Origin of the sequence: Pantoea sp. VS1, assembly GCF_002207995.1 — a bacterium.
Taxonomy (GTDB): domain Bacteria; phylum Pseudomonadota; class Gammaproteobacteria; order Enterobacterales; family Enterobacteriaceae; genus Pantoea; species Pantoea dispersa.
In genome coordinates, this window is sequence record NZ_NHZE01000052.1 from 104101 (window position 1) to 125718 (window position 21618).

Here is a 21618-nt window from a genome sequence, read left to right on the forward strand (position 1 = left end):
TTTAATTCCTGTATGCCGGAAATAAACCTTTTATTTGACGATAAAATCCTAACACCGCGTTGTCGAATGGGAAAAATGCGATAAGCCGACAGAAGTTTAAGCTTATTACTGCTTAAAAAAACACGCGCTTAAACCATAATAGGCACCAGATTATTTCCCTTCACCGGACTTACGCTGAATTGTGGTGCTGTTACGCAATACCGCAATGGTTTGCGTTGTTTTACACAGGGTTTCGGCATGAATGCCAATATAAAAGCACATACACCTCCTGCCATTAGCGCGCTGCTGGCCCGCCTGCGTACCAGCCCGAAACTGGTGCTGGCGTTCAGCGTGGCGCTGGCGATAACGCTCACCATGGCGACCTTTTTCTGGGCACGGGCCCCGCAGTATCACGTGGTGTTCAGCCAGGTCAGCGATGAGGACGGCGGCGCGATTATCAGCGAACTGAGCAAGATGAACGTGCCTTACCAGTTCAGCCGTGAAGGCGGGGCGATCATGGTGCCGGAAGCGCAGGTGCATGAAGTGCGTCTCAAACTGGCGCAGCTCGGCCTGCCCAAAGGGGGCGCGGTCGGCTTTGAGCTGCTGGATCAGGAGAAGTTTGGCATCAGCCAGTTCAGCGAGCAGGTGAATTTCCAGCGCGCGCTGGAGGGCGAACTGGCGCGCACCATCGAAGCGCTGGGGCCGGTGCGCAGCGCGCGCGTGCACCTGGCGATCCCTAAACCGTCGCTGTTTCTGCATGAGCAAACGCCGCCGTCTGCCGCTGTCACGGTGCATCTGAACAATGGCCGCACGCTGGACGATAGCCAGGTCAGCGCCATCACCCATCTGATTGCCAGTGCAGTGCCGGCGCTCAATGTTGAGCAGGTGACGGTGGTCGATCAGCGCGGCAAGCTGCTGACGCAGAGCGGCAGCCAGGCGGTGCAGACCTCGCAGCGTCAGTTCACGCAGGCGATCGAAGCCGATTATCAGCAGCGCATCCAGACCATTCTGGCCCCGCTGGTGGGCAGCAGCAACGTGCGCGCGCAGGTGACCGCCCAGCTGGATTTCACCACGCAGGAGCAGACCAACGAGCAGTATCAGCCGAACAGCGCACCGGAAAAAATGGCGATCCGCAGCCGTCAGAGCAGCCGCGCCGAGCAGGGCAATGGCCAGCCGGTGGGCGGCGTACCGGGCGCGTTAAGTAACCAGCCGCCGCCGCCGGTCAGCCTGCCAATCAACAATCCACCGGCTAAAGAGAGTAAAAGCGGCGACAAAAAAGAGAGCAGCAGCACCGCCACCGTGCTGCCGGCACAGCCGTACAACAATCGCCACGACGATACCACCAACTTTGAACTCGACCGTACCTTGACCCATACGCGCAGCAGCGCCGCGCGCATTGAGCGGTTATCGGCAGCGGTGGTGGTGAACTTTCTGCCGGCCAAAAACGGCGAGGCAGAGAGCGTGGCGCTGAGCGACGCGCAGGTGGCGCAGATTACCGCGCTGGTGAAAGAAGCGATGGGCTTCTCGGCAACGCGCGGCGACAGCGTCAATATCGTGAACTCCCCGTTCAGCGAGCAGGATGACGCACAGCGCGTGCCGCTGTGGCAGGAGCCGGCGTTGATCAATCTGCTGATCTCAGCCGGACGTTATCTGCTGGTGGCGCTGGTGGCATGGCTGCTGTGGCGCAAAGCGGTGCAGCCCGCGCTGCAGCGTCATCACGATGTGCAGCAGCAGCGGCTGGCGCTGGAACAACAGGCGCGCCATGAGCAGGAGCATGCCGCGCAGCGGCGCGCTGAACGCGACGAACAGCAGAAAAGCGCGCAGCGCGTCGAGACCGAAATTACCGCTCAGCAGCTGCGCGATCTGGCGCAGCAGGAGCCGCGCGTAATCGCGCTGGTGATCCGCCAGTGGATGAATAAGGAACGCACTCCGTCATGAATGCCTCAGAAAAAAGCGCCATTGTGATGCTCACCCTCGGTGACGAACTGGCGGCCAACGTCTTTAAATATCTCAATACCCATGAGGTGAAGCAGATCAGCAGCGCGATGCTCAATCTCGGCGGGTTTACCCATGAGCAGATTGCGCAGGTGCTGCGCGAGTTCAGCCAGGAGTCGAGCGAATACGCGGCGCTGAGCCTCAACACCAGCGAATATCTGCGCAACGTGCTGATCAAAGCGCTGGGTGTCGAACGCGCCTCCAGCCTGCTGGATGACATCCTCGACTCGTCCGACAGCGGTAACGGCATCGAAACCCTCAATATCATGGAGCCGCAGGGCGTATGGGAGCTGATCCGCGACGAACATCCACAAATCATCGCCACCATTCTGGTGCACCTCAACCGCAGCCAGGCGGCCGATGTGCTGAGCAAGTTCGATGAACGCGCGCGCAACGACATCATGCTGCGTATCGCCACCTTTGGCGGCGTGCAGCCGGCGGCGCTGCAGGAGCTGACCGAAGTGCTTAATAACCTGCTGCACGGCCAGAGCCTGAAGCGCAGCAAGCTGGGCGGCGTGCGCCCGGCGGCGGAGATTCTGAATCTGATGAAAGCCCAGCAGGAAGAGGCGGCGATCGATGCGGTGCGCGACTTCGACCAGGAGCTGGCACAGAAAATCATCGACGAAATGTTCCTGTTCGAAAATCTGGTGGACGTGGAAGACCGCAGCATCCAGCGCATCGTGCAGGAAGTGGATCACGAATCGCTGATTGTCGCGCTGAAAGGCGCCGACGCGCCGCTGCGCGAGAAGTTCTTCCGCAATATGTCGAAACGTCAGTCCGATATCATGCGCGACGACCTCAAATCACGCGGGCCGGTGCGCATGTCGAAAGTGGAAGCCGAGCAGAAAAATATTCTGCTGATTGTGCGCCGCCTCGCCGAGTCAGGCGAAATCATGCTGGGAGGCAACGACGATGCCTACGTCTGATCGACCGACGTGGACGCGCTGGCAGCCGGACAATCTGCTGGCGGATCTGACGCCGGAGAGCGTGAGCGCGCCGCTGCAGCCTCCCGCCGATGCACCCGCCGCGGAACATCTGGAGGCCGAACTGCGCCAGCTGCGGCAGCAGGCGCAGCAGCAGGGCCTGAGTGACGGTCAGCGGCGCGGGCGCGAAGAGGGCCACGCGCAGGGCTATGAGGCCGGTTTTCAGGAGGGGCAGCAAGCCGGTTACGCGCAGGGGCTGGCAAAGGCGCAGGCGGATCTGCAGGCGCAGGGCGAGCAGGCGCGCGCGCTGCTGGCCAGTTTTCAGGCCACGCTGGAGCAGATCAACAAACTGATTCCGGCCCGCCTGCTGCAGCACGCGCTGGCGGCGGCGCGCCAGATTGTCGGCGACAGTCTGGTAGCCAATCCGGCATTGCTGAGCGACCAGCTGCGCCGCTATTTACAGGAAGATCGCTGGCTGCAGCAGGATGCCGTGCTGGCGATCCATCCGCAGGATTTGCCGTGGGTGCAGGAGTACCTTGCCGCGTCGTGCCAGGCGCTGCGCTGGGAGATCCGCACGGACGACAGCATGTTGCCGGGGGGCTGTCGCCTTACCTGGGCCGAAGGCGAACTGGATGCCACGCTGGAGCGGCGCTGGCAGGCGCTGTGTCAGTTAAGCCGTGAGGATCTGGTGCCATGAGTGCGTACATTAGCCAGTGGCTGGAGGTGCTGGACCGGCGCGAGGCGCAGCTGCAGCAGCTCACCCCGGTGCGCCAGTGCGGCCGGCTGACGCGTGCTACCGGGCTGGTGATGGAAGCGGTCGGCCTGCAACTGCCGATTGGCGCGGTGTGCCAGGTTGAACGCCGCAGCGCCAGCGGCACCGACAGCGTCGCCTGTGAGGTGGTGGGCTTTAAAGAAAAACTGCTTTACCTGATGCCGCTGGAGCAGGTGGACGGCATCGTGCCGGGTGCCGCGCTGTGGCCGGCGGAGAATGGCACCAGCGCATTTGACGGCAAACAGCTGCCGCTGGGCCCGGCGCTGCTGGGCCGGGTGCTGGATGCCAGCGGTCAGCCGCTCGACGGCTTGCCTGCGCCACGGGATGCACCGCGCGGCGCGCTCTATACGCCGCCGTTCAATCCGCTGCTGCGCGACCCGATTAAGACCGTGCTCGACGTCGGCGTCTGCGCCATTAACGCGCTGCTTACCGTCGGGCGCGGCCAGCGCATGGGGCTGTTTGCCGGCTCCGGCGTCGGGAAAAGCGTGCTGCTCGGCATGATGGCGCGTTTTACCACCGCCGATGTGATTGTGGTCGGGCTGATCGGCGAGCGCGGCCGCGAAGTCAAAGACTTCATCGAAAATATTCTCGGTGCCGACGGTCGTCAGCGCGCGGTAGTGATCGCCGCACCGGCTGATGTGTCACCGATTCTGCGTATGCAGGGTGCCACCTACGCCACGCGCATCGCCGAAGATTTTCGCGACCGCGGCCTCAACGTGCTGCTGATCATGGATTCCCTGACGCGCTATGCCATGGCGCAGCGCGAGATTGCGCTGGCCATCGGTGAACCGCCGGCCACCAAAGGCTATCCGCCGTCGGTGTTTGCCCGCCTGCCGGCGCTGGTGGAGCGCACCGGTAACGGTCTGGCTGGCGGCGGATCGATCACCGCGTTCTATACCGTGCTGACCGAGGGCGACGATCAGCAAGACCCGATCGCCGACTCGGCGCGCGCCATTCTCGACGGCCATATCGTGCTGTCAAGGCGGCTGGCCGAGGCCGGTCACTATCCGGCGATTGATATTGAAGCGTCAATCAGCCGCGCGATGACCGACCTGATTTCGCCGCAGCGTTTTCAGCAGGTGCGGCGCTTTAAGCAGATGCTGTCCAGCTGGCAGCGTAATCGCGATCTGGTGAGCGTCGGCGCTTACGTCAGCGGCAGCGATGCGCTGCTCGACCAGACCATTGCGCTCTATCCGCAGATGGAAGCGCTGCTGCATCAGGGTATCGATCAGCGCTGCGATCTGGCCAGCGCCCGCGCGCAGCTTGACCAGCTTTTCCCGGACCTTCCGGTGCATGATGAGGTAACACCATGAGTACGCTCAATCCGATGGATTTTCTGCGTGAGCAGGCGGAGAAAAAAGTGCAGCAGCGGGTGCAGGCGCTGGGCGAAGCGCAGCAGCACTGGCAGCAGGCGACGCAGCAGCTCACCCAGCTGGAAAACTATGAACGCGAATACCAGCAGGCGCTGCAGCAGCAGGTTACCGGTGCCGGCATGTGTATCGCCGATCTGATCAACCACCAGTCGTTTATCCATTCGCTTAACCAGGTGGTGGGGCAGCAGGTGCAGCAGGTTACGCACTGCCAGCATCGGGTAAGTCAGAGCCGTGTGCTGTGGAGCCAGGAAAAACGGCGCCTTAACGCCTATGAAACTCTGCAGGCGCGCGCGACGCAACGTGAGGCGCAGCGGCTGCAGCGGCAGGAGCAGAAGCTGATGGATGAGTTTGCCCAGCGCGCCGGCAATAAAGGCGGTGAAACATGCCTGTGATGCCGCTGCTCACGCTGCTGACGCCGGGTAATCTGGCCGGTCGCGGTGCGACGGGCAAAGCGCCTGATGCGGCGTTTTCCGCCCTCCTGACGCAACGGCTGGGCAGCCCGGAGACGACGGTGTTGCCGCAGGCACTGCCTGAGGTCGCGTCGTCGTTAACGCCTGCGCGCATCACGGAAGAGGGTGCCGAAGCGGAAGACGCACCGCTGCCAGTACCAGCCCAGCTGGATGCCAGCGTACTGCAACAGCTGGTGGCGCAGTTGCCTGCGGCCTCAGCCGTCACCGAACACCCGACGCCAGCGAGCACCGAAGCGTCAGTGCCGGCGCCACAGAGCATGCGCTTGCCGGTGGTGGCGCGCGCGACGCCGGATATGAATCCTGACAGCGCAGCCGCACACCCGCTGGCAGCAGACAATACGCCAGCACCGCCCACGACGCCGTGGTCACCTGACCCGATGACGGTAACTGACACCCGTGACGCAGTGCCGCTGCGCGACGTGATCAGCCCGGACAGCGCGCCTGCGCTGACGGCGCTGCCCGGCGCGACGCGCGCCACCAGCGACGGTGCGCCTGCGGCGGAACCGGTGCTGCGTGCTCAGCTGCAGGCCGCGCCGGGCAGTGAACCCTGGCAGCAGGCCATCGGTCAGCAGCTGAAGGTGATGGTGCAGCAGGGCGTCCACCGCGCCGAGCTGAAGCTGCACCCGGAAGACCTCGGTACTGTGCAGGTGTCGCTGCGATTGCAGCAGGATCAGGCGCAGCTGCTGGTGCTCAGCGATCATCCGCAGGTGCGCGCCGCGCTGGAGGCAACGTTGCCGCAGCTGCGCCATGCGCTGGCGGAGAGTGGTATTCAGCTCGGTGAGAGCAGCGTCAGCACCGGCAACTTTGAGCAGCAGCCACAGCCGCACACCAGCGCTTCGCCAGATTCCGCGCGCCCGCCCGAGGGTGACGCGGACAGCGCCGGATTAACGTCCGCAACGCTGAGCGTTAATCGCGCCGCGACAGGCGCGATCAGCACCTTCGTCTAGCGGCGTTATCAAGCGGCGAATAGCGCTCAGGAATGAAATTTTATCCCGGTATAAGCCGCGACGGTCGCTGTAATACAATAGCGGCCGCACTGATTCATATTCTGACCGCTATTTAAAAGGCACTTTTATTCATGGTTAACCCTAAAACGCCGGCAGCCGGCCGTAAAAGCTCGCCCGTCATGATTATTGCGCTGATTGCGGCGCTGGCTGCCTGTGGCATGGCGGGTTATTTGCTGGTGGAATTTAAACAGCTTAGCGGCACGCTGGCCGGACAAAATAATCGCGCACCGGCGGAAAAAAATCTTCCGCCCGCCGAACCGCTGTATGTGCCGCTGAAAACCTTTACCGTAAGCCTGAAGCCGGTTACGCCAAACGATAATCGGGTGATATATATTGGCCTGACCATGCGGGTGGAAAATAAAGAGTCCAAAAGTCTGGCGGAAAAAGTGCTGCCGGAGATTCGCAGCCGCATTAATTTATTACTGACCCAGCACAGTGCCGATCAGCTGGTCAGCGCCGAAGGCAAACAGTCGCTGTTAAACAGTATTGCGCAGTCGCTGGCGCAGCCCATTACATCCGGCCAGCAGCTACAGGTCAGCGATATTTTATTAAATGAATTTATTATCCGGTAATGTCCATGTCTGACAGTTTGCTCTCTCAGGCTGAAATTGACCGTCTGCTCAACGGCGGCGGCAGTGAGGACGATGACCGCGCTGCCCAGACCCGCGACGATGGCATTAAGCCGTACGATCCTAATAAACAGCGTCGGGTAATACGCGAACGTTTACAGTCGCTGGAGATGATTAACGAGCGCTTTGCCCGCCAGTTTCGCATGGGATTATTTAATCTGCTGCGGCGCAGCCTCGATATTACCGTCGGCGCGATCACTTTACAGCCTTATCTGGAATTTGCGCGTAACCTGCCGGTGCCGACCAATCTTAATCTGGTGCATTTGCATCCGCTGCGCGGCTCGGCGCTGTTTGTCTTTTCACCCAGCCTGGTGTTTATGGCGGTGGATAATCTGTTCGGCGGTGATGGGCGTTTTCCCACCAAAGCCGACGGCCGGGAATTCACCCCGACCGAACAGCGGGTGATTTCACGCCTGCTGAATATGGCGCTGAGCGGTTATGAGAGTGCGTGGAGTACGCTGTTTAATATCAAAACCGAATATATTCGTACCGAAATGCAGGTCAAGTTCACCAATATCACCTCTTCACCCAACGATATTGTGGTGACCACGCCGTTCCACGTGGAAATTGGGTCCCTGCACGGCAGCTTCGATATTTGTATTCCGTTCAGCATGATTGAGCCGCTGCGCGAATTGCTCACCAACCCGCCGCTGGATAACTCGGTGATGGAAGATGCGCAGTGGCGCACGCTGCTGGCCTCGCAGGTGCGGGAATCGGCGCTGGAACTGGTGGTGAACATGGCGGAGATTCCGACCCGCCTGTCGGCCGTGATGAATATGCAGGTGGGCGATGTGATTCCGTTTGAACGCCGCAACAGCGTCGAGGCCAGCGTGGATAACGTGCCGGTGTTCAGCGCCCGCTATGGCTGCATCGAACAGCACTATGCGCTGCAGATCGAACAGATGCTGAACTCGCGTTTTACCGTTTTGAAGAAAGGATAACCGTCCCATGAATGACAGCCTCAATGTGCCTGGCGCTGACCTCTCCGCAGACGATCTCTGGGCGGCGGCGATGAACGAGCAGCCGGTGGCCGACGCGCCGGCAGGCAAAAGCAGCGCGACCGTTTCCGATGAGCTCCAGCTGATCCACGATATTCCGGTCAAAATGACCGTGGAGCTGGGGCGCACCAAAATGACCATTAAAGAGCTGCTGCGCCTGAGTCAGGGCTCGGTGGTAACGCTGGAAGGGTTGGCGGGGGAACCGCTGGATATTTTAATTAATGGCTATCTGATCGCACAGGGCGAAGTGGTGGTGGTGTCCGATAATTTCGGCATCCGCATCACCGAGATCATCACGCCATCCGAACGCATGAACAGGCTGAGCCGCTGATGAACGCGAGTGAACCTCTGGCGGGTAATTTAATTATGCAGGTGGGCGGCACGCTGGCGCTGATCGTACTGCTGATCATTGGCGCGGGCTGGATTTTGCGCCGCAGCGGTGCGCTGCGCCGTCTGCCGCAGGCCAGCGCCACGTTGCAGATTACAGAACGCCATACTGTCGGCCAGCGCGAACGGCTGCTGGTGGTGGAGATGCACGACCGTCAGCTGCTGATTGGTGTCAGCGCCGGTCAGATCAGCTGCCTCGCCAGTTTTGACAAACCGCAGGCAGAGGTGCAGCCGTCGCGCGCCGCGGTGGATTTTCGCAGCACGCTCGGTGACCTGCTGAAAGGGCGCCAGGCGTGACACGCTGGGGCACGCGCGCGCTGGCGTTAAGTTTACTCCTTGCCTCGCGCCCGCTGCTGGCGGCGAATGGCGATCTGGTGCTGACGCGCGCCGGCGAGCAGAGCTGGTCGCTGCCGGTGGAAACGCTGGTGCTGCTGAGCGGCATCACCTTCCTGCCGGCGATGCTGCTGCTGATGACCGGTTTTACCCGCATCATTATCGTGCTCGGCCTGCTGCGCAATGCGCTGGGCACCCAGTCGGCACCGCCCAATCAGGTGCTGCTCGGGCTGGCGCTGTTTCTCACGTTTTATGTGATGTCGCCGGTGTTCAATCGCATCTACGATGAAGCCTGGCAGCCGCTCTCCGCCAGCCAAATCAGCATGGAAACCGCGCTGCAAAAGGGCGTACAGCCACTGCGTGAATTTATGCTGCAGCAGACGCGGCAGTCGGATTTGGCGCTCTACGCCAATATGGCGAAGCAAAGCCATTTTGCCAGCCGTGAAGATGTGCCGCTGCGTATGCTGCTGCCGGCATTTGTCACCAGCGAGCTGAAAACCGCCTTTCAGATTGGCTTTACGGTCTTCATTCCGTTTCTGATTATCGACCTGGTGGTGGCCAGCGTGCTGATGGCGCTGGGCATGATGATGGTGCCACCGGCGACTATTTCGCTGCCGTTTAAGCTGATGCTGTTTGTGCTGGTGGATGGCTGGCCGCTGCTGCTGGGCTCGCTGGCGAAAAGTTTTTTTAGTTGAGGAACGCATGACGCCCGAAAGTATTATGAGTCTTGGCCATGAGGCGATCAAAGTGGCGCTGCTGATCGCCGCGCCGCTGATGCTGGTGGCGCTGTTCACTGGTCTGCTGGTGAGCATCTTTCAGGCCTCGACGCAGATCAACGAGATGACGCTGTCGTTTATCCCGAAAATCCTCGCGATTGTTGCCACCGGTATCGCGCTCGGTCCGTGGATGCTGAATCTGTTTCTCGATTATACCCGCACCCTGTTTGGCAGCCTGCCGTACCTGATTGGTTGACCATGCTGACGCTGCCGATGGAGAGCCTCACAGACGCGGTCAATATTTATTTCTGGCCGTTTGTGCGCCTGCTGGCGCTGTTTCACGCCGCGCCGGTATTCAGCGAGAAGGGCATCGATCGCAAAACCAAAATCGGCCTGGCGCTGCTGATCACCTTACTGGTAGCCGGTGAGCTGCCGCCGCAGCCGGTGCCGCTGTTTTCGTTAAACGGCCTGTGGCTGGCGCTGCGCCAGCTGGTGATCGGTGTCGCGATGGGCTTCAGCATTCAGTTTATGTTCGTGGCGGTGCGCATTGCCGGTGAAGTCATCGGCCTGCAGATGGGCCTGTCGTTTGCTACCTTCTTCGATCCTTCCAGCGGCAGCATGCCGATCATCGCCCGGTTGCTGAATGTGCTGGTGACGCTGCTGTTTCTGACGTTCAACGGGCACCTGTGGATGCTGCGTATCGTGACCGATAGCTTTGTTGCCCTGCCGATCAGTGATGCCCCGTTCAACGGCCAGATCTTTCTCTGGCTCAGTACCTCGGCCGCCGCCATCTTCGCCTCCGCGCTGATGCTGTGCCTGCCGGTGATGATGGTGCTGCTGTGTATCAACCTGACGCTCGGCGTGCTCAACCGCTTTACGCCACAGCTGTCGATCTTTGTAGTGGGTTTTCCGCTCACGCTGACCAGCGGCCTGGTAGCGCTGTGGGTGATCACTGGCGCGATCGGTCCGTGGTTCGAGGCGCTGATGGGCGAGAACTTTGCCCGGCTGGTGCTGCTGGTGCAGGGACTGCGCTGAGTCTGTTCGGCGTAATTAATCGCGCAATCGTTCGCCTTGCTCAATGGCAATCTGCGTACTGGCGCTACGTTAATAGGCAGGGGGACAATCCAGGGCTAATTACAGAGGCTGTTCAGCGTTTACATGAATGAATGGGGTGAAGCAATCCGTTGCGAGTGAAATAACCGGGGTTGCGATATCAGGTACAGAATTAATATGCCATAGCGGCATCAATTATATTCGACCACCAGGAAGTTCAGGCCGCGTTGGCGGGTAATCTGCGCTGTGCCTAATGCGTAAGGCAGCTTTCGTGTCGCCTGATTAACCTGCAGGGTTTCGCTCTTTTTAATCCCTTCGCGCGTGCAGTTCAGCGAGACGCTGCGCGTCACGGCATAATCACAGGAGGGTTCAACAATCGCGCCGACGAACGTGATTTGACCGTCGGCGGCAAGGGTGGCGTGGCTGGTAAGTAAAGCTATCATCGGTAACAGCAATCTTTTCATCACAGAGGCCCTTTGAGAAGTCGGGAATTACCCGGTTAATGTTGACTTAATGACTAATAGCGCGCCACAGTTGAATATTGCTTAAACCGCGGCGTTTCCGTGTTAAGGCATATTATTGCGATGGCTTAGCCAGTGCGTCGTCATGTTTTACGCAATCGCCTCAGCAGTAAACGCTTATGCCTGCATTAAGCGCAGCGATTATATTAGTAAGCAACCAGGATTAATCGGGTGAGCAGGGCGGTGAAATAAGCGTATTAAACCGGATAGATTTATTAGCGGGATAACGTCGGGACAGAAAACGGGCAGATAGCGTGGTGGTGTAAGCCGCTGAGGGAGAGAAGAACGGGCTGAAGTTAATCAGGCGCACCCGACATCGGTGCGCTCTTGTGGTTTATCAGCTGCGGGAAATCTGCGCCAGCGTCACGTCGGCTGACGCAGCGCCTGCGGCGACACCATCGATAAACAGCGCACGTTGTTCACCGGCGGGCAGGGCAATCTGCAACGTTTGCCATGCCGGCTGATAGTCACCCTTGCGCCGCAACGTAAGGTGAATGGCTGTGGCTTCGCAGCGCATTTCCCACTGCAGCCACAGCGCATTGCCCTGCTGATAGCCCCAGGATTCGCCATCATCTTCGAACAGTTCGCCGTGGCTAACGCCTTTGCCCTGCAATGGATAAAGCTGCAGCGTGCGACGATCGTCTGCGGCCGCGTTGACGTGAGCAATACGCTCGCTGAGTGGCAGTGCCGTACCTGCGCGCACCAGCAGCGGCTGCGTTTCCAGGGGCGCAGGCAAGGTGATCCACTGACCCCCGCTGTACCACTGCTGCGTGGCGAAATCATACCAGCCTGTCTGGTTGTCGGGCAGCCACAGGCGGCGTTCACGCTGGCCGGGTTCCACTACGCTGGCGACCAGCAGATCGCGCCCGAGCAGGAATTCATCACACTCAGTAAAGGTCTGGGCATCGTGTTCATGATCGAGGAACGTCGGGCGCAGCATCGGTTCATCGTCCGCATGCGCCTGCCACAGCAGCGTGTAGAGATACGGCAGCAGGCGATAGCGCAGCGCGATGGCCGCCCGAATCGCGGGCGTGACCGAAGGATACATCCACGGCTCATTCACGGTGTGATCGTCATTCCACGAATGAATGGTGAAGCGCGGATGCATGACGCCATTCTGCACCCAGCGCACAAACAGCTCCGCGTCGGGTTTATCCCCCGAGAAGCCGCCGACGTCGTGACCGACGTTATACAAGCCGGACAGGCTCATGCCGAGGCCCATGCGAATGTTGTAGCGCAGCGAGGTCCAGTTGGTGCGGTTATCGCCGCTCCAGGTTTGCACGTAGCGCTGCATCCCGGCGCAGCCGGAGCGCGAAATCAGGAACGGTCGCTGTTCGGGGGCAAAGCGCTGTTGCGCCTCCATCGAGGCGCGCATCATCAGCAGCGGCATCACCGGGCGAATATGCTTGATGGCAATCGGCGTACCGAAGCCGTGGCAGCGCGCTTCGCCGTCCCAGACTTCATACTCGTTGTTATCATTCCAGGTGGCGTCGATGCCTTTTTCCAGCAGCTGACGGGTGACGTTCTCCTGCCACCAGGCCACCGTTTGCGGATGGGTGAAATCGAGGTGCGATCCTTCATCATCCCAGAACACCGAGCGCTCTGGCACATCGTCTTCCGAATCGCGGATAAACAGTCCCTGAGCCGCGACTTCTTCATAGCGCGGGTGATCCTGCAGCAGGCAGGGTTTGATGTTGGCCGCCAGGCGCAGCCCGGCATCGTGAAACGCCTGACTCATCGCTTCCGGCTGCGGCACTTTGTCGTAGTTCCAGTTGAACACATAGCGCTTGTTATTGATCGAGGTATAACCCGAGGAGAGCTGGAAAGAGTCGCACGGAATAGCGTGCTCTTCGCACAGGCGGATGAAGTTCATCAGCTGGTTTTGCGCATCCGGCGCATCGGTATAATGCATGGTCGAGCCGCTGTAGCCCAGACTCCATTTGGGGCCGAACAGCGTTTTGCCGGTCAGGCGTACGAAGGTTTTGGTGATATCCAGCACCCGCTTACCGACAAACAGGTAGTAATCGATATCGCCGCTCTCCGCCTGCCAGCGGCGATACGGCTGGTGATAGTTATCCAGCTCGTTACCCAGATCGAACCAGCTGGTGCTGAGGTTATCGTAGAACAGGCCAAAGCTGACGTCGTTACGCCGCGTGAGGGTGAAGGGCACATGTTTGTACAGCGGATCGGTGGAGGAGGCGTTGTAACCCATAGCATCCAGATTACGCATCTCATAGCGTTTGCCGTTGCGTTGCAGATCGCCAGTTTTTTCGCCCAGACCGTAGTAGCGGTCGTCCGCCATGCGGCGCTGATAGTGCGCCACGCCGTCGCCGTGTGCGTTGATCTGATAGGCGCTGGTGGGGCGATCGCCGGTCAGCAGTTGCCAGTGGCCAGCGGCATCACGGTACTGCCACTCGAGCGCCAGCGGCTGACGCACTATCACGCGCAGCGTGTCGGTACTGATGGTCAGACAATTGGCTTCTTCCTCCAGCGTAAAGCCGGGCAGGCTAAACCCGGCCAGGCTGTCGCGCGGACGCCCTTCCCACGGAACATCCTGTTCCGGCGCAATGCTCCAGGTGCGGTCCAGACTGTAGTTGCCGTGGCGCTTGATCACCACGCGGAACAGACCTTTTTCCAGCACGTACAGGCACAGATGGTGTTTGCCATCAACGTTAAGCACCACATGGTGACGATCAGAATGGGCTAAAGACCAGTTTTTTAAGGTTTTCATCGTTACCTACTTCATTGGGTCGCTGAACGACGCTCAGCAATAAACGCAATCAGGAAGACTGCACCGATCAGGTCAAAGAAGCCCATGGCGACAAACAGCGGGTTAAAGCCGATTTTGTCAGCCGTCACGCCAATCACCAGCGAAAACAGGAAGCTGGAGATCCAGGCAAACGAGCCGCGCATGCCATTCACCGTGGCCATCTGGCCCTTATCAAATTTTTCCACCACCAGCGCACTTAACATGCAGGAGATGATCTGATGACCAAAACCGCCAATTGAGATCAGGGCAATCGCGACATAGGGGTCTTTGGTCATCGCCACCAGTGCCAGCGACAGCATCAGAAAGGCGCCGGTGACCGAGCTGGCGACAACGGAATTTACCTGCCTGAAGCCAAACAGCCGGGTATAGATGCGCGTCAGGTAGCCGCTGGCTGCACTGCCGAGATCCGCCGCGAGGAACGGCAGCCAGGCGAACATGGCAATCTGTTTCAGGTCCATTCCCAGGTCTTTTGCCAGATAGAGCGGTACCCAGAAGCTCAGCACGCCCCATGCCGGTTCAGCCATAAAAGCGGGAATGGCGATACCGTAAAAACGCTTGTTTCTGGAGACGGTTTTCAGGGCTTTGAAAAAGGGCAGTTTGACCGCCGGTGGCTCATTATCCTGACGAATAAAGGCCAGCTCATCGCTGCTGAGATTCGGGTTACGTTCCGGATCGCGATACAACAGCCACCACAGCACCACCCAGCCCAGAGCCAGACAGCCGGTAAACAGGAATGCGCCCTGCCAGCCGAACGAGGCGTGGGCAAAGTAGATGATGGGAGGCGCCAGCATAGCGCCAATCGAGAAGCCGACGCCGGCCCAGCCGGCCGCAATCGGACGCTCTTTTTTCGGGAACCATTCACCAATCACTTTGGCGTTAGCCGGCGTGGCGGCCGCTTCAGCTCCGCCCATGACAAAGCGCAAAATGGCCAGGTGCAACCAGCTGGCGGCGCCGGCATGGAACAGACAGGCCAGCGCCCAGATGGTGGCGCAGATCAAGAAGCCGAGTTTGAGGCCAATGACGTCAATCAGCCAGCCGCAGATCGGTTGAAAGAAGGTATAAGCCAGCTGAAAAGCGCCGACTATCCATGAATATTGTTCTGTGGTGATGCCGAGACTGGTTTTCAGCTCGGGTGCCAGAATGCCTAACGAGTTACGGGTAATGTAGTTGACGGTGACACCGGCGAGAAACAGCACCAGCACCCACCAGCGCAGATGACGGATGACGCGTTTCGTGCCGGTTGCGGCAATCCCTGGGTTCAAACTGCGGTTCATCGGATTCTCCATTCATTATTAACAGCATGTGTGAGCAACGTCTGTGACTGCCTGGCCGGAGGTGGAGTCCATACCGGCCAGCGCATAACCCCTGGCCCTTGATTGCCGGGCGTGGCGTGATGCGTCCTGTTTTAACTATCCGCCGGGAGTGAACCACAGTTAGGCCAGGTGGTCGCCAGCCTGATGCGGTATTTGTGATCTGGTTAACCAAAATCATTTATCAGGTTGACTTCCGCCGGTGAAAAGCTGAATTTGACGCTGCGCAGGCACTTTTTACGACTCAGAAAGCGCTTCGCTTGTAAAATTGGTCAACCAAAATGGAAGGGCTTTGAGAGTGATGCTCAGGCCCGCAGGAGAGAACGACATGAAGCAGACCTGGCGCTGGTATGGCCCTGACGATCCCGTTTCACTCGCCGATGCCCGACAGGCGGGCGCTACCGGCATTGTGACTGCCCTGCATCACATCCCGAACGGCGAGGTGTGGCCGGTGGAGGAGATTTTGCAGCGCAAAGCGATGATTGAAGCGGCCGGGCTGGTCTGGTCGGTGGTGGAGAGTGTGCCGATCCATGAGGAGATCAAAACCGGCAGCGGGCAGTGCCAAAAGTGGATCAGCAACTATCAGCAGTCGCTGCGCAATCTGGCGCAGTGCGGCATCCACACCGTGTGCTACAACTTCATGCCGATTCTGGACTGGACGCGCACCGACCTGGCGTTCGAGCTGCCGGATGGCGCGAAAGCGCTGCGCTTCGATCAGATTGAATTTGCGGTATTTGAGCTGCATATCCTGCAGCGTCAGGGCGCAGAAAATGATTACACCGCTGACGAGATAGCCCAGGCTGCTGCGCGCTTCGCCAGCATGAGCGAAGAGCACAAGCTGCGGCTGACGCGTAACATCATCGCCGGATTACCCGGCGCGGAAGAGGGCTATACGCTGGCGCAGTTCCGTGCTCAGCTGGCGCGCTATGACGGCATCGACAAAGCCCGGCTGCGCGAGCACTTTGCCACGTTCTTGCGCGGCATTATCCCGGTCGCTGAAGAGGTCGGTATTCGCATGGCGGTACATCCGGACGATCCGCCGCGCCCGATCCTCGGCCTGCCGCGTATCGTTTCCAATGCCGACGACCTGCAGTGGATGATCGACACCATCGACAGCCCGGCCAACGGCTTCACGATGTGTACCGGCTCCTACGGCGTACTGGCGGAAAATGATTTAGCCGGCATGGTGAAACGTTTTGGGCCGCGCATCTATTTTGCCCATCTGCGCTCAACCCGGCGTGAAGCCAACCCCAAAACCTTTCACGAAGCCGCGCACCTTGGCGGCGATGTCGATATGTTTGCGGTGATCAAAGCGATTGCCGAAGAGGAGCAGCGCCGTCGTAATGCGGGGCAGGAAGACCTGATCCCGATGCGGCCCGACCACGGGCATCAGATGCTGGACGATCTGCATAAGAAAACTAACCCGGGTTATTCCGCGATTGGCCGGCTGAAAGGTCTGGCTGAGATTCGTGGCGTTGAGCTGGCGATACACCGCGCCTTTTTCTGACGCCGGTCGCCCTGTACCGCTTGCCCGGCGGACGCGCAGTCGCGCCGGACACTGAGGAGTTCACATGCAACACAACCTTGCCGACGCCAGCATTAAAGTGGCGCGGCCCGCATGGCAGCAGCAGCGGCTGGTGCCGCGCATCGTGCACATCGGCTGCGGCGCGTTTCATCGCGCGCATCAGGCGCTCTATCAGCACCATCTGCTGGAGATAAGCGACAGCGACTGGGGCATTTGCGAGGTCAATCTGATGTCGGCCAGCGGCAGACAGCTGGTGGAACAATTGCGCGCGCAGAATTTGCTCTACAGCGTCACCGAGCAAGGTGCGACGCGTCATGACGTCAAAATCATTGGTTCCGTGCACTCCGCGCTGCACCCGGCGCTGGACGGTTGTGACGGCATTCTTAACGCGCTTGCCCGCGCGGAAACCGCCATCGTCTCGCTGACGATAACCGAAAAAGGCTACTGCACTCATGGCGCAACCGGGGAACTGGACAGCACTCATCCGCTGATCGTGCACGATCTGGCCCATCCCCGGCAGCCGAAATCTGCCATTGGCTTTATCGTTGAGGCGCTGCGCTTGCGGCGTAAAGCCGGGTTAACGCCTTTTACCGTGCTGTCATGCGACAATCTGCGTGATAACGGCCACGTCGCGCGGGCTGCGGTCATCGGCCTGGCACAACGGCAGGATGCGGCGCTGGCGGCATGGATTGAGCAACAGGTCACGTTTCCCTGCACCATGGTTGACCGCATCGTGCCGGCCGTGACGGAAGAGACGCAGCGCGAGATTACCGGGCTGCTGGGCATCGCCGATCCCTGCGGTGTCGCCTGCGAACCGTTTCGTCAGTGGGTGATCGAAGATAATTTCGTGGCGGGACGTCCCGACTGGCAGCGCGTTGGTGCGCAATTTGTTCCGGATGTCGCCCCCTACGAGTTGATGAAACTGCGTCTGCTGAATGGCACGCACTCGTTTCTGGCATATCTCGGTTACCTCGGCGGTTGTGAAACTATCGCTGAGACCATGCAGCTGCCCGCTTACCGTCAGGCCGCGCTGTCGCTGATGCTGACTGAACAGCGTGCCACGCTGACGATGCCGGCCGGCAGCGATCTGAACGCATATGCACATCAACTGCTTGAGCGCTTCAGTAATCCGTCGCTGCGCCATCGCACGGCGCAAATTGCCAGCGATGGCAGTCAGAAACTGCCACAGCGCATGCTGGATTCGCTGCGTTATCATCTGCACCACGGCAGTGACGGCCGGCATCTGCTGCTCGGCATCGCGGGCTGGATGCGTTATATCCTCGGCGAAGACGAAAAGGGCGAGCGCTACCCGGTGGCTGATCCGCTGGTGGCTAAGTTTGAGCGGATTAATCAGCAGTCCCCTTCAGGTCCCGCCCGCGTGCAGGCGCTGCTGGGCATTAACGAGATCTTCGCGGACGACTTACCCGCCAATCCGGCCTTTGTTGCCGCCCTGCAACACACCTATGACCGCCTGTGCCAGCAGGGTGCCAGAGCCGCGGTTGCATCCCTCAATCCGGAGGCCAAATGAAGCGTTTTATGGATGACGATTTTCTGTTGCACAGCGAGGTGGCGCGCCGCCTGTATCACGACGTGGCGGCGCAGATGCCGATCTATGATTACCACTGCCACCTCAATCCGCAGGAGATTGCAGAAGACCGGCAGTTTGCCAACCTCGGACAAATCTGGCTGGAGGGCGATCACTACAAATGGCGCGCACTGCGCGCGGCGGGCGTAGAGGAATCATTGATCACCGGTAACACCACCAGCGATTATGATAAATATCTCGCCTGGGCGCAGACCGTGCCAAAAACGCTCGGCAATCCGCTCTATCACTGGACGCATCTGGAGCTGCGCCGGCCGTTCGGTATCACAGACACGCTGTTTGGACCAGAAACCGCACCACGCATCTGGCATGAGTGTGCGGAGAAGCTGGCCACGCCTGAATTTTCCGCACGCGGTATTATGCGCCAGATGAATGTCCGCATGGTGGGCACCACCGACGATCCGGTTGATTCCCTGCAGTATCATCGTGAGATAGCTGAAGACAGCAGCTTTGATATTGAGGTGGCACCGAGCTGGCGTCCGGACCGGGTTTTCAAGATTGAACTGGAAGGATTCACTGATTACCTGACCCGGCTGGAAGCCGCCGCGGATGTCAGTATCGACAGCTTTGATGCGCTGCGTGTGGCGCTTCTGCGCCGTCTGGACCACTTTTCCGCCCATGGCTGCCGCGCCGCCGACCACGGCATTGAAACGCTGCGCTATGCTGCGGTGCCAGCCGACAGCGTGCTGGATGGCATTCTTGCCAGACGCCGCAGCGGTACGGCGCTGAGCGAGCTGGAGATTGCGCAGTTCAGCACCGCTGTGCTGGTGTGGCTGGGCGCGGAGTATGCCCGCCGTGGCTGGGCGATGCAATTACATATCGGTGCGATCCGCAATAACAGCACGCGCATGTTCCGTCAGCTCGGCCCGGACAGCGGTTTCGACTCCATCGGCGATCATCCTGTTGCCTGGCCGCTGGCGCGCCTGCTGGACGCGATGGACACCAATGACCAGCTGCCAAAAACCATTCTTTACTGCCTCAATCCGCGTGACAACGAAGTGCTGGCTACCATGGCGGGTAACTTTCAGGGCGCAGGCATGGCGGGCAAGATGCAGTTCGGCTCTGGCTGGTGGTTCAACGATCAGCGTGACGGGATGCTGCGGCAACTGGAGCAGCTGGCGCAGATGGGGCTGCTCAGCCAGTTCGTTGGCATGTTGACCGATTCGCGCAGTTTTCTCTCTTATACGCGGCACGAATACTTCCGCCGCATTCTGTGTAATCTGTTTGGCGAGTGGGTGCGTGACGGCATTGTGCCGCACGATGAAGCCGCGCTGGGCGCGATGTTGCAGGATATCTGCTTCCATAACGCCCGACGCTACTTCAGCCTTAACCCACGGTGAAAATCACGCCCTGTGTTATAGTGCAGGGTAGAAAATTTGGCGGCCTAATGTCTGAACCAGCAGAAAAGAGCGTTATGAAACCACAAGCTTCAGCACAGCGACCCTATCAGGAAGTGGGCGAGATGCTTCGCAACATGATTACGCAGAAACAGTACGCGATTGGCGAGCGATTGCCGCCAGAGCGTGAACTGGCGATGCTGCTGAACGTCACGCGCACGCTGGTGCGTGAGGCGCTGATTATGCTGGAGCTGGAAGGGTTGATTGAAGTGCGGCGTGGCGCAGGCATTTATGTGATCAACGACACGCCGGCACCGCGTGCCGCTGCGCAAACCGCCTGCAATGCGGCCGGTCCGTTTGAGATGCTGCAGGCCCGTCAGCTGCTGGAGAGCAATATCGCCGAATTCGCTGCGTTACAGGCGACGCGTGAAGACATCATCAAAATGCGCCAGGCGCTGGCGCTGGAAGAGAGTGAGCTGGCGTCAGGCGCGGTAAACGACAGTGAAAACGGCGATCGTAATTTCCATCTGGCGATTGCCGAAGCCACGCATAACAGCATGCTGGTGGAGCTGTTCAAACAATCCTGGCAGTGGCGTGAAGATAATGTGATGTGGAGCCAGCTGCACCGGCATCTGATCAACACCAACTACCGCAAAAAGTGGCTCGACGATCATAAAAAGATCCTCGCCGCCTTAATCAAGAAAGACGCGCGCGCGGCGAAACAGGCGATGTGGCAGCACCTGGAAAACGTCAAGCAGCTGCTGCTGGAGTTCTCCGATGTGGACGACATTGATTTCGACGGCTACCTGTTTGAGTCATGGCCGCTGTATGCCACTAACGGATCGGATAATTAGCCAGGCGTAGCTGCTTCAGAAAACATTCGCGCGGCCGCGTTGCTGCCATTTAGTCAATGAAACCGCAATTCGCATAATAGCCGTAGCGGCGCGATTCATCGCCTTGCGTGGGGTTTATTTACCGGGCTCATGAGATTGTTTGAAGCCTGATGGCACATCAGATTGCCGAGCCAGGAGGGAACGTGATGTTGGTTCAAAGCTTTGATATACTCTTGAGGCTATGGTGTCTTACGCAACTGCACTGATGTAGAGAGGGCTTAATGACCAACAACAGAAAAAAAGCGCACTCAGGTTATGCTAAACCTTCTCGCTCCGATATCATTCGTTCAGTAGCAACCTCAACGGCTGTTGAAACCGGCCAGTCCTCAGCTAGCGTCGAGGCCTCACTTGAAGCCGCGCGTAAAAAATTCGCGCATCTTCGCCTGGCTTAGTGCCTTCTCAATGCCCGACTGACCCAGTATTTCATTGGTGCGTAGTCCATTGACATCCCAGCATGAATAGCCGAAATATACTGGGTTTTATTTTGCTCCCAGCTTTGATAATCCAGCGGTTTGTATCCTCCCTGAACCGCCATGACATCAGCTAACAGCCGCGACAAACGTCCGTTTCCTTCTCTAAAGGGATGTATAAGTATCAGCTCGACATGGGTAACGGCGATAGCGATGATGAGTTCTTCTTCGTCCATGTCGTTACAGGGCGTGTAATGCGCAAGATACTTGTTGTATTCGTTCAGCAGTTTTGGCAATTGTGCAGAGGGCGCAAACATAAAACCACCCTTGCTAATATTGACCGTTCTTTCTTGTCCAGCCCACGCGTAGATGTTACCCAGCCAGCGACGATGCCAGCTTTTTAGTAGCGCGACGTTAAGTTTTCCTTCGGGAAAGTTTTCTTCAAAAACTCACTGGTAGAGTTGTTCTAACAGAACAAGTTCTGCCTCGTTCATCTCAGTGGAATCGGTGAGTCCCAGCTTATTGGCCATGACCTGCTCGCCAGAGTCTTTTTCAAACTTACCTTCACTGCCAGCAACATGGTATCGGCTCATGAGTGCGCTCTGTAATAATGA

General features: G+C 59.1%; 20 protein-coding genes and 1 pseudogene. 17 read left to right on the plus strand and 4 right to left on the minus strand.

Features of this window, described 5'->3' with window-relative positions; all coding sequences use genetic code 11:
* Window positions 1-237 precede the first annotated feature (237 nt).
* From fliF to fliR, 13 genes are all read left to right on the plus strand, one after another.
* Window positions 238-1917: a flagellar basal-body MS-ring/collar protein FliF gene (gene fliF, locus CBW22_RS21085; RefSeq protein ID WP_088517783.1), complete on the plus strand. Its 1680-nt coding sequence runs from the start codon at window positions 238-240 to the stop codon at window positions 1915-1917.
* A complete protein-coding gene (gene fliG / locus CBW22_RS21090; RefSeq protein ID WP_058757469.1) occupies window positions 1914-2900 on the plus strand; it encodes a flagellar motor switch protein FliG in 987 nt (328 codons plus the stop codon). Before fliF ends, fliG begins: the two co-directional genes overlap by 4 nt.
* Window positions 2887-3594 carry a flagellar assembly protein FliH gene (locus CBW22_RS21095; RefSeq protein WP_088517784.1) on the plus strand — a complete coding sequence of 236 codons (708 nt, stop codon included), beginning with the start codon at window positions 2887-2889 and terminating at the stop codon, window positions 3592-3594. The genes fliG and CBW22_RS21095 overlap by 14 nt, the downstream gene beginning before the upstream one ends.
* Window positions 3591-4982 carry a flagellar protein export ATPase FliI gene (fliI, locus tag CBW22_RS21100; RefSeq protein WP_088517785.1) on the plus strand — a complete coding sequence of 464 codons (1392 nt, stop codon included), beginning with the start codon at window positions 3591-3593 and terminating at the stop codon, window positions 4980-4982. Before CBW22_RS21095 ends, fliI begins: the two co-directional genes overlap by 4 nt.
* A complete protein-coding gene (gene fliJ / locus CBW22_RS21105) occupies window positions 4979-5434 on the plus strand; it encodes a flagellar export protein FliJ (protein ID WP_088517786.1) in 456 nt (151 codons plus the stop codon). Before fliI ends, fliJ begins: the two co-directional genes overlap by 4 nt.
* The gene (locus CBW22_RS21110; protein ID WP_088517787.1) at window positions 5425-6459 is read left to right on the plus strand and encodes a flagellar hook-length control protein FliK; all 1035 of its coding nucleotides are present in this window, start codon (window positions 5425-5427) and stop codon (window positions 6457-6459) included. Before fliJ ends, CBW22_RS21110 begins: the two co-directional genes overlap by 10 nt.
* Window positions 6460-6590: 131 nt before the next feature.
* On the plus strand, window positions 6591-7091 hold the full coding sequence (locus CBW22_RS21115) for a flagellar basal body-associated FliL family protein (protein WP_088517788.1): 501 nt from the start codon (window positions 6591-6593) through the stop codon (window positions 7089-7091).
* A 5-nt stretch (window positions 7092-7096) separates the two neighbouring features.
* Window positions 7097-8089 carry a flagellar motor switch protein FliM gene (gene fliM / locus CBW22_RS21120; protein WP_088517818.1) on the plus strand — a complete coding sequence of 331 codons (993 nt, stop codon included), beginning with the start codon at window positions 7097-7099 and terminating at the stop codon, window positions 8087-8089.
* 7 nt (window positions 8090-8096) lie between these two features.
* The gene (fliN, locus tag CBW22_RS21125) at window positions 8097-8477 is read left to right on the plus strand and encodes a flagellar motor switch protein FliN (protein ID WP_088517789.1); all 381 of its coding nucleotides are present in this window, start codon (window positions 8097-8099) and stop codon (window positions 8475-8477) included.
* On the plus strand, window positions 8477-8830 hold the full coding sequence (gene fliO / locus CBW22_RS21130) for a flagellar biosynthetic protein FliO (RefSeq protein WP_088517790.1): 354 nt from the start codon (window positions 8477-8479) through the stop codon (window positions 8828-8830). The genes fliN and fliO overlap by 1 nt, the downstream gene beginning before the upstream one ends.
* Window positions 8831-8883: 53 nt before the next feature.
* Entirely contained in the window at window positions 8884-9561 is a 678-nt protein-coding gene (gene fliP / locus CBW22_RS21135) for a flagellar type III secretion system pore protein FliP (protein WP_254919552.1), read from the plus strand.
* 7 nt (window positions 9562-9568) lie between these two features.
* The gene (gene fliQ, locus CBW22_RS21140; protein ID WP_058757477.1) at window positions 9569-9838 is read left to right on the plus strand and encodes a flagellar biosynthesis protein FliQ; all 270 of its coding nucleotides are present in this window, start codon (window positions 9569-9571) and stop codon (window positions 9836-9838) included.
* Window positions 9839-9840: 2 nt separating this feature from the next.
* Entirely contained in the window at window positions 9841-10617 is a 777-nt protein-coding gene (fliR, locus tag CBW22_RS21145) for a flagellar biosynthetic protein FliR (protein ID WP_088517792.1), read from the plus strand.
* Window positions 10618-10826: 209 nt separating this feature from the next.
* Here the strand turns inward: fliR and CBW22_RS21150 are convergent, their stop codons facing one another.
* From CBW22_RS21150 to CBW22_RS21160, 3 genes are all read right to left on the minus strand, one after another.
* Window positions 10827-11078: a hypothetical protein gene (locus tag CBW22_RS21150; protein ID WP_141097340.1), complete on the minus strand. Its 252-nt coding sequence runs from the start codon at window positions 11076-11078 to the stop codon at window positions 10827-10829.
* 415 nt (window positions 11079-11493) lie between these two features.
* Window positions 11494-13887, minus strand: coding sequence for a glycoside hydrolase family 31 protein (locus CBW22_RS21155; protein ID WP_088517794.1), 2394 nt, complete (start codon window positions 13885-13887; stop codon window positions 11494-11496).
* Between the two features lie 11 nt (window positions 13888-13898).
* Complete coding sequence (locus CBW22_RS21160; RefSeq protein WP_058771183.1) at window positions 13899-15200, minus strand: MFS transporter; 1302 nt, start codon at window positions 15198-15200, stop codon at window positions 13899-13901.
* A 364-nt stretch (window positions 15201-15564) separates the two neighbouring features.
* On the opposite strand from CBW22_RS21160, the gene uxuA reads away from it, so the two are divergent.
* From uxuA to uxuR, 4 genes are all read left to right on the plus strand, one after another.
* Window positions 15565-16743, plus strand: a complete 1179-nt coding sequence (uxuA, locus tag CBW22_RS21165) for a mannonate dehydratase (RefSeq protein ID WP_088517795.1) — start codon at window positions 15565-15567, stop codon at window positions 16741-16743.
* A 64-nt stretch (window positions 16744-16807) separates the two neighbouring features.
* Window positions 16808-18289 carry a fructuronate reductase gene (locus CBW22_RS21170; RefSeq protein ID WP_088517796.1) on the plus strand — a complete coding sequence of 494 codons (1482 nt, stop codon included), beginning with the start codon at window positions 16808-16810 and terminating at the stop codon, window positions 18287-18289.
* Complete coding sequence (gene uxaC, locus CBW22_RS21175) at window positions 18286-19704, plus strand: glucuronate isomerase (RefSeq protein ID WP_088517797.1); 1419 nt, start codon at window positions 18286-18288, stop codon at window positions 19702-19704. The genes CBW22_RS21170 and uxaC overlap by 4 nt, the downstream gene beginning before the upstream one ends.
* Before the next feature lie 74 nt (window positions 19705-19778).
* On the plus strand, window positions 19779-20555 hold the full coding sequence (uxuR, locus tag CBW22_RS21180) for a Uxu operon transcriptional regulator (protein ID WP_088517798.1): 777 nt from the start codon (window positions 19779-19781) through the stop codon (window positions 20553-20555).
* A 427-nt stretch (window positions 20556-20982) separates the two neighbouring features.
* Here the strand turns inward: uxuR and CBW22_RS21185 are convergent.
* A pseudogene (locus tag CBW22_RS21185) lies at window positions 20983-21597 on the minus strand (Fic/DOC family protein).
* Window positions 21598-21618 lie beyond the last annotated feature (21 nt).

Bases quoted from the DNA above. Each gene is read 5' to 3' on its own strand.
- fliF (WP_088517783.1), top strand. From the start codon at position 238: ATGAATGCCAATATAAAAGCACATACACCTCCTGCCATTAGCGCGCTG.
- fliG (WP_058757469.1), top strand. From the start codon at position 1,914: ATGAATGCCTCAGAAAAAAGCGCCATTGTGATGCTCACCCTCGGTGAC.
- CBW22_RS21095 (WP_088517784.1), top strand. From the start codon at position 2,887: ATGCCTACGTCTGATCGACCGACGTGGACGCGCTGGCAGCCGGACAAT.
- fliI (WP_088517785.1), top strand. From the start codon at position 3,591: ATGAGTGCGTACATTAGCCAGTGGCTGGAGGTGCTGGACCGGCGCGAG.
- fliJ (WP_088517786.1), top strand. From the start codon at position 4,979: ATGAGTACGCTCAATCCGATGGATTTTCTGCGTGAGCAGGCGGAGAAA.
- CBW22_RS21110 (WP_088517787.1), top strand. From the start codon at position 5,425: ATGCCTGTGATGCCGCTGCTCACGCTGCTGACGCCGGGTAATCTGGCC.
- CBW22_RS21115 (WP_088517788.1), top strand. From the start codon at position 6,591: ATGGTTAACCCTAAAACGCCGGCAGCCGGCCGTAAAAGCTCGCCCGTC.
- fliM (WP_088517818.1), top strand. From the start codon at position 7,097: ATGTCTGACAGTTTGCTCTCTCAGGCTGAAATTGACCGTCTGCTCAAC.
- fliN (WP_088517789.1), top strand. From the start codon at position 8,097: ATGAATGACAGCCTCAATGTGCCTGGCGCTGACCTCTCCGCAGACGAT.
- fliO (WP_088517790.1), top strand. From the start codon at position 8,477: ATGAACGCGAGTGAACCTCTGGCGGGTAATTTAATTATGCAGGTGGGC.
- fliQ (WP_058757477.1), top strand. From the start codon at position 9,569: ATGACGCCCGAAAGTATTATGAGTCTTGGCCATGAGGCGATCAAAGTG.
- fliR (WP_088517792.1), top strand. From the start codon at position 9,841: ATGCTGACGCTGCCGATGGAGAGCCTCACAGACGCGGTCAATATTTAT.
- CBW22_RS21150 (WP_141097340.1), bottom strand. From the start codon at position 11,078: ATGATAGCTTTACTTACCAGCCACGCCACCCTTGCCGCCGACGGTCAA.
- CBW22_RS21155 (WP_088517794.1), bottom strand. From the start codon at position 13,887: ATGAAAACCTTAAAAAACTGGTCTTTAGCCCATTCTGATCGTCACCAT.
- CBW22_RS21160 (WP_058771183.1), bottom strand. From the start codon at position 15,200: ATGAACCGCAGTTTGAACCCAGGGATTGCCGCAACCGGCACGAAACGC.
- uxuA (WP_088517795.1), top strand. From the start codon at position 15,565: ATGAAGCAGACCTGGCGCTGGTATGGCCCTGACGATCCCGTTTCACTC.
- CBW22_RS21170 (WP_088517796.1), top strand. From the start codon at position 16,808: ATGCAACACAACCTTGCCGACGCCAGCATTAAAGTGGCGCGGCCCGCA.
- uxaC (WP_088517797.1), top strand. From the start codon at position 18,286: ATGAAGCGTTTTATGGATGACGATTTTCTGTTGCACAGCGAGGTGGCG.
- uxuR (WP_088517798.1), top strand. From the start codon at position 19,779: ATGAAACCACAAGCTTCAGCACAGCGACCCTATCAGGAAGTGGGCGAG.